The sequence below is a fragment of the Pseudomonas sp. Irchel 3H9 genome, from assembly GCF_900187495.1.
Lineage (GTDB): Bacteria > Pseudomonadota > Gammaproteobacteria > Pseudomonadales > Pseudomonadaceae > Aquipseudomonas > Aquipseudomonas sivasensis.
Window position 1 is genome coordinate 1,239,557 of record NZ_FYDK01000001.1, and the last position, 6,345, is coordinate 1,245,901.

At 57.8% G+C, this 6,345-nt stretch carries 6 protein-coding genes; 3 read left to right on the forward strand and 3 right to left on the reverse strand.

Features of this window, described 5'->3' with window-relative positions; translation table 11 throughout:
• Window positions 1-6: 6 nt before the first annotated feature.
• Window positions 7-570, reverse strand: coding sequence for an FMN reductase (gene msuE / locus CKW32_RS06010; RefSeq protein WP_095184335.1), 564 nt, complete (start codon window positions 568-570; stop codon window positions 7-9).
• A gap of 399 nt (window positions 571-969) precedes the next feature.
• Here msuE and CKW32_RS06015 point away from each other — a divergent pair, with 399 nt between their 5' ends.
• From CKW32_RS06015 to CKW32_RS06025, 3 genes are all read left to right on the forward strand, one after another.
• Window positions 970-1,239, forward strand: coding sequence for a hypothetical protein (locus tag CKW32_RS06015; RefSeq protein WP_081797672.1), 270 nt, complete (start codon window positions 970-972; stop codon window positions 1,237-1,239).
• A gap of 232 nt (window positions 1,240-1,471) precedes the next feature.
• Window positions 1,472-2,632, forward strand: a complete 1,161-nt coding sequence (locus CKW32_RS06020; RefSeq protein WP_095184304.1) for a cysteine desulfurase family protein — start codon at window positions 1,472-1,474, stop codon at window positions 2,630-2,632.
• Between the two features lie 39 nt (window positions 2,633-2,671).
• Window positions 2,672-4,480 (forward strand): aminopeptidase P family protein, encoded by a 1,809-nt coding sequence (locus tag CKW32_RS06025; protein WP_095184305.1) that lies wholly within the window; start codon window positions 2,672-2,674, stop codon window positions 4,478-4,480.
• A 110-nt stretch (window positions 4,481-4,590) separates the two neighbouring features.
• Here the strand turns inward: CKW32_RS06025 and CKW32_RS06030 are convergent, their stop codons facing one another.
• Together CKW32_RS06030 and rhtA are read right to left on the reverse strand one after the other, a co-directional pair.
• Complete coding sequence (locus CKW32_RS06030; protein WP_032886026.1) at window positions 4,591-4,872, reverse strand: hypothetical protein; 282 nt, start codon at window positions 4,870-4,872, stop codon at window positions 4,591-4,593.
• Window positions 4,873-5,036: 164 nt separating this feature from the next.
• The gene (gene rhtA, locus CKW32_RS06035) at window positions 5,037-5,924 is read right to left on the reverse strand and encodes a threonine/homoserine exporter RhtA (RefSeq protein WP_032886027.1); all 888 of its coding nucleotides are present in this window, start codon (window positions 5,922-5,924) and stop codon (window positions 5,037-5,039) included.
• Window positions 5,925-6,345 lie beyond the last annotated feature (421 nt).

The window sequence follows — 6,345 nt, forward strand, 5'->3', positions numbered from 1 at the left end:
CAATCCTTAAGCGATTTTCAGCAGAGAAGGGGAGTGCGCTGCAAACAAGGGTGCAGCACGTTCTGCCGCAAGGCGTATCCGGCCCTTCAGGGGCTCACTGGTTATTTGGTAGTCGGTGAAGTCGGCTTCGGTGGCGTACACACCGATCGGCAGGGTCAGGGCCTGGAAGAAGGCGAACAGCGGGCGCAGTTGATGATCGAGGACCAGCGCGTGGCGTTCGCTACCACCGGTGGCGGCGAGCAGCACCGGGGTGTTGACCAGGGAGTTGAGACCGACCAGATCGAACAGGTGCTTGAGCAGGCCTGGGTAGGAACCGCGATAGACCGGCGCGGCGACGATGAGCAGGTCGGCCTGTTCGATGGCCAACAGTTGGGCTTCGACTTCGGCGGGCAATTCATCGCGCGACAGTGCACCGCCCAGTGGCCGGGCAATGTCGCCCAGTTCGATCAGTGTGGTCTGGATTGGCAGCAGGGTGGCCAATTCGGCCAGCACAGCTTGGGTCAACACTAGGGTGCGCGACGGGCGCCAGGTTCCGCCGGAGAGGGCAACGACATTCAGTGGACGGGTCATGAACAGTTCCTTTTTCAACAGTGGTTCATAGCAAGTGAGGTGCAAGGTGTTGAGCAAGAGCTGTACCAACGGCTGCAGGCCTTGATTGGCTTGGGCTGCGGCTCACTGCTGAAAAATGTTGCTGTTGCCTGCCTGGTGATTTGTTGAATGGCTGTTGCCTGGGCAACAGTTGCTTGGCGAACAGTGCCTGGCAGAATTGGAGCTAGTTATAGAGGGTTACTGTTATTCCGTAAATGAACGTATTTCCATATTTATAGATCATAAAGAAATATATGAGGGGGCTATCGGAGGGGGCTTCGGCGGTTGATAGCGACTATCACGGACGGTGATTTTTCACCGAATGACGTCGGGAGTAGCCTGTGTTCATTGACTCGAAACCTCCTTTGCAGAGCCGCCGCCATGAACCGATTCCTCTCCGTTTGCTTATTGATTGTCAGCGCCGTACTCGCCGGCTGTGCGAGCCATCCATCGCCAGAATTACGTCCCTACTCTGCCGAAGAGACCAAGCAATTGGCTCTTGAAGCGCTGAGTCGTCGAGGCTTGTCGTTCGATGAATATCAACAGCAGCGTGCGGCACTGACCGGTCAGCCACAGAAGTCCTTCGGCTTTGATCGCCAAGGTGAAATGAATGCCGAGCGCGACGTCGTACTTCATGGTCGTCCCAGTTGATCGCGTTCTGCGCAGCAAAAAGCCCGAGGCGCCCTTTAAGGACCTCGGGCTTTTTGTTTTCCATGGCGCGACTTCAGCCTGTTAAGCTGAATTTCAGGAGCGTTCCTACGCACATTTACTTAAAGTTGTCCTTCTTTAATGGCATTCGATCCGGTAGACATGACGACCTCTGTTCCGGCCGATGCTCCTGAGACGCCGCTCTCGGGAACCTGCTTTGCGAGTCTTAACTGTCATGAATAAACGTCCTTTGTATTTCGACTACGCCGCCACCACCCCGGTGGACGAGCGGGTCATCCAGGTGATGGTCGAGTGCCTGGGCTTCAACGCCAATTTCGGTAACCCCGCGTCCAGTTCCCACGCTTACGGCCAGGCGGCCCGGCAAACGGTTGAACAGGCGCGTCGCCAGGTGGCCGAGTTGGTGGGCGCACAGCCTGAGCAGATCGTCTGGACCTCCGGCGCCACTGAATCCAACAACCTCGCCATCAAAGGCGTGTTCCAGGCGCGGGGTGTGGCCGGTGGGCATATCATCACCAGCCAGATCGAGCACAAGGCCACGCTGGACACCGCGCGACAGTTGCAGGAAGCCGGCGTAGCCGTGACCTATCTGGTACCCGACGCCGACGGTTTGATCAGCGTCGAGGCGGTCAGTGAGGCGTTGCGCGAAGACACCTTCCTGGTTTCGCTGATGCTGGTGAATAACGAACTTGGCACCCTGAATGACATCCCCGGCATCGGCGCGCGGGTGCGTGAACACGGCGCGCTGCTGCATGTGGACGCGGCTCAGGGAGCAGGCAAGGTGGCGATCGATCTGGCGCAATGGCCGGTGGATTTGATGTCGTTTTCTGCGCACAAGTTGTACGGCCCCAAGGGTATCGGCGCGCTGTACGTCGGGCCTCGGGCGCAACAGAAGGTGTTGGCGCAGATTCATGGCGGCGGACACGAGGGCGGCTTGCGCTCCGGCACGTTGGCGACCCACCAGATTGCAGGGATGGGCACGGCATTTGCGCTGGCAGCGCAGTCGTTCACCGAAGAGAAAGCGGTGATCGTCGCGTTGCGGCAACGCCTGCTGGATCAGTTGGCATCGATCGCCGGTGTACGCCTCAATGGCAGTGCCACGCAACGTATTCCCCACACCCTGAGCCTTACGTTCGGCGAAGGTGAATTCAATGCCGCGGCATTGAGCGCTGGTATCGCTTTTTCCGCGACGTCGGCCTGCAATTCTGCGAGCAATGCACCGTCCCACGTGTTGCTTGCCCTTGGCCATGACGCCCGCTCGGCCGGCCGCACCATTCGCTTGAGTCTGGGGCGGTTCACTACCGAGCAGGATATTGACCAAGCGGTGCTATTGATCAAGGCCGCATTGGCCAGCGCACCGGCCTTCTGGGCCGTCTGATTTTCACATAACAATTATTAGTGGTTAGCAGGAGACACAATGAGCACGCAGCCTTTGACCCATGGAACGGTTCCCCTGCGCCTGGCGCGCACCCGCGAACTGATGAGCCGCGAGGGCATCCACGCCCTGTTGGTGCCGTCGGCTGACCCGCATTTGTCCGAATACTTGCCGGGTTACTGGCAGGGCCGCCAATGGTTATCGGGTTTCCATGGCTCGGTGGGGACGCTGATTGTCACCGCAGATTTCGCCGGCGTGTGGGCCGACAGTCGTTACTGGGAACAAGCGACCAAGGAGCTCAAGGGCAGCGGCATCGAGCTAGTAAAACTGCAGCCGGGCCAACCTGGACCACTGGAGTGGTTGGCCGAGCAAACTCCGGAAGGCGGTGTGGTGGCGGTGGACGGTGCAGTGATGGCGGTCGCTTCGGCGCGCACCTTGAGCGCCAAGCTGGCAGAACGCGGCGCGCGCTTGCGTACCGATATCGACGTGCTCGATGCGGTTTGGACAGACCGTCCAAGCCTGCCGAACCAGCCGATTTATGCGCATCTGCCACCGCAAGCGACCGTTAGTCGTGGCGAGAAGCTCGCTGCACTGCGCGCCAGTTTGAAAGAGAAGGGCGCCGACTGGCACTTTATCGCGACCCTGGACGACATCGCCTGGTTGTTCAACCTGCGTGGCGGCGACGTTTCATTTAACCCGGTGTTTGTATCGTTTGCGCTGATCAGTCAACAGCAGGCCACGTTGTTCGTGGCGCTGAGTAAAGTCGACGCGGATCTGCGTGCTGTGCTTGAACAGGATGGCGTGGCGTTGCGCGATTACAGCGAGGTCGCGGATGCCTTGCGTGCAGTGCCGTCGGGTGCAGGTTTGCACGTCGACCCTGCCCGCGTAACCGCCGGCTTGCTGGAAAACCTGGATGCTGGCGTCAAGTTGATCGAAGGACTGAATCCGACCACATTGGCCAAATCACGCAAGAGTCAGGCAGACGCCGAGCACATCCGCAGGGCTATGGAGCAGGATGGCGCTGCTCTGTGCGAATTCTTCGCCTGGCTGGACAGTGCGCTGGGCCGTGAGCGCATCACGGAGTTGACCATTGATGAACACCTGACCGCAGCCCGTACCCGTCGCCCCGACTATGTGTCGCTGAGTTTCAACACTATTGCCGCCTTTAACGCCAATGGCGCAATGCCCCATTACCACGCCACCGAGGAAGAGCATGCGGTGATCGAAGGTGATGGCTTGCTGCTGATCGATTCGGGTGGCCAGTACCTGGGCGGCACAACGGATATCACACGCATGGTGCCTATCGGTACGCCGAGTGAGGAGCAGAAACGAGACTGCACCCGGGTGCTGAAGGGCGTTATTGCGCTGTCCCGTGCGCATTTCCCGAGGGGGATTCTATCGCCGTTGCTGGATTCCATTGCCCGTGCGCCGATCTGGGCTGAAGGTGTGGACTACGGCCACGGTACTGGGCACGGCGTAGGTTATTTCCTCAATGTGCATGAAGGTCCACAAGTGATTGCTTATCAGGCCGCCGCCGCTCCGCAAACGGCGATGCAGCCGGGGATGATCACTTCCATTGAGCCGGGTACGTACCGGCCGGGGCGTTGGGGTGTGCGTATCGAGAACCTGGTGCTGAACCGCGAAGCGGGCAAGACCGAGTTTGGTGAGTTTCTGTCGTTTGAAACCCTGACGCTTTGCCCGATCGACACGCGTTGTCTGGAGCCGTCGCTGCTCACCACGGATGAGCGCGAGTGGCTCAACGCGTATCACGCGCAGGTGCGTGAGCGCTTGAGCTCGTTGCTGAGCGGCGCGGGGCTAGAGTGGTTGCAACTGCGTACGGCAGCTATCTGATCTGAAGCAAACGCCGCCTGCGATCTGCTCGCAAGCGGCGTTCAAGGATGAGTGTTAATCGAGAGCTGATTGGGCACGATGAGCAGTCGAGGATGACTGCTCGGGGGCGATTACTTACAGATGACGATCATGCTGCGGCTGGTGTACCCGGCAGGATTGATGCCAAAGGGATAGTCCCCGGGTTCCTCGGAATTGTCACCGGACTTGGCGATGACCCGATATCCCTTGGTACCGCAAGAGTTGGTTGCACTGGTGTAGCACTGGTCCCAAGAGGAGGACAGGCCGGAACAGTTGATATGCAGTCCTCTTTTTCCCCGTTTTACTTCTGTCTTGGTAGTCGCGGCACAGCCAGCAATGGCTACGACCATTAACACTATCAAAATTCGCTTCATTCCCATCCTTAATAGCCACTTCCCAATACTTGAAGCCGGCTCTACTCGCTCTCGAGTGTAGTGTTCGCGCTGTCCTTGTCGAAAAACTCCATGAATGACATTCGTTTAGCGCTTAAACATGGCCTAAATGAGCGGCAAATGCCAGAGGTACATTCAAAGATGATTCAATCCGCTGGAACCAGTGGTTTCGAGTCATTGCGCATCGTCAGCGTCGCGCCTACCGAGGCCAGGATAATGCAGGTAATGGCCAGCCATTGTGCCAGTGATAAGTACTCTTGCAGGAAGAGCAGGCCTGAGAGCGCGCCGAATACGGGTTCGATGCTCATGAGGGTGCCAAAGGTTCGTGCAGGGAGGCGCGTCAGCGCTACCATCTCCAGGGTGTAGGGCAGGGCAGTGGACAGAATGGCGACGCCGATGGCTATTGGAATCAGCGCAGGCGTCAACAAGGCACTGCCAGCGTGGACGATGCCAATGGGCGCGACAAACAGTGCTGCGATCATCACCCCAAGAGCGGCGGTCTGGACGCCGTTGTCGTTACCTGCTTTCTGTCCGAACAGAATGTAGAGTGCCCAGCAGACTCCCGCTCCTAATGCATAGGCTGCGCCAACTAAGTCGATACCATTGCTCGCTTCTCCCATGGGGATCAATAGAAGCAGGCCGACGATTGCGAGGGCAATCCACAGGAAGTCCACCGCCCGGCGCGACGCGTAGATGGCCACTGCAAGAGGTCCCGTGAATTCTAGGGCTACGGCGATGCCCAGGGGCACGCTGCGCAGTGACATATAGAAGAGGAAATTCATGCCGCCCAGGGCCATTCCGTAGATGACCACGGTGCGCAGGGACTTGGCGGTCAGCTTGGCGCGCCATGGTCGCAATATGAGCAGCATAATCACACTGGCGAAAATTAGGCGCAGGGTTGTAGTGCCTTGTGCGCCTACAATCGGGAACATGCTCTTGGCCAACGAGGCTCCTGACTGGATGGAAGCCATGGCGATCAGCAGCAGGCCGACAGGAAACAATGCCGAGGCCAGGCTGCGGGGAGAGGTGGTCATTGGGATGTACGTCCGATGTCATATTTGAGTAGCAGAGGCTGCTATGATGCTTAACTACTTGGAATTGAGCAATATATTGCTCAGTGTTGTGCGGGTGGCTGTCTATATATAGAAGGACATGAAGGTTGGTGGGCGACTTGATAGAAAAACCAAATTAAAGGTTGACGTAAAATTCTGGGAGCCTATAATTCGCCCCACTTCCGGCGCAGTCGAAACGGAAAACTCCTTGGTAAACAATGAGTTGCGCAGTTTTCGGCAGTAAGCTGCTTCAGTTCATCGAAGCCAAAAGGAAGTTGAAAAAGAGGTGTTGACAGCAGCGTGTAACGCTGTAGAATTCGCCTCCCGCTGATGAGAGATCAGAAGCGCAAGTGGTTGAAGTTGTTGAAGAAATCTTCGAAAGCTTCTGAAAATAATCACTTGA

Bases quoted from the DNA above. Each gene is read 5' to 3' on its own strand.
- msuE (WP_095184335.1), bottom strand. From the start codon at position 570: ATGACCCGTCCACTGAATGTCGTTGCCCTCTCCGGCGGAACCTGGCGC.
- CKW32_RS06015 (WP_081797672.1), top strand. From the start codon at position 970: ATGAACCGATTCCTCTCCGTTTGCTTATTGATTGTCAGCGCCGTACTC.
- CKW32_RS06020 (WP_095184304.1), top strand. From the start codon at position 1,472: ATGAATAAACGTCCTTTGTATTTCGACTACGCCGCCACCACCCCGGTG.
- CKW32_RS06025 (WP_095184305.1), top strand. From the start codon at position 2,672: ATGAGCACGCAGCCTTTGACCCATGGAACGGTTCCCCTGCGCCTGGCG.
- CKW32_RS06030 (WP_032886026.1), bottom strand. From the start codon at position 4,872: ATGAAGCGAATTTTGATAGTGTTAATGGTCGTAGCCATTGCTGGCTGT.
- rhtA (WP_032886027.1), bottom strand. From the start codon at position 5,924: ATGACCACCTCTCCCCGCAGCCTGGCCTCGGCATTGTTTCCTGTCGGC.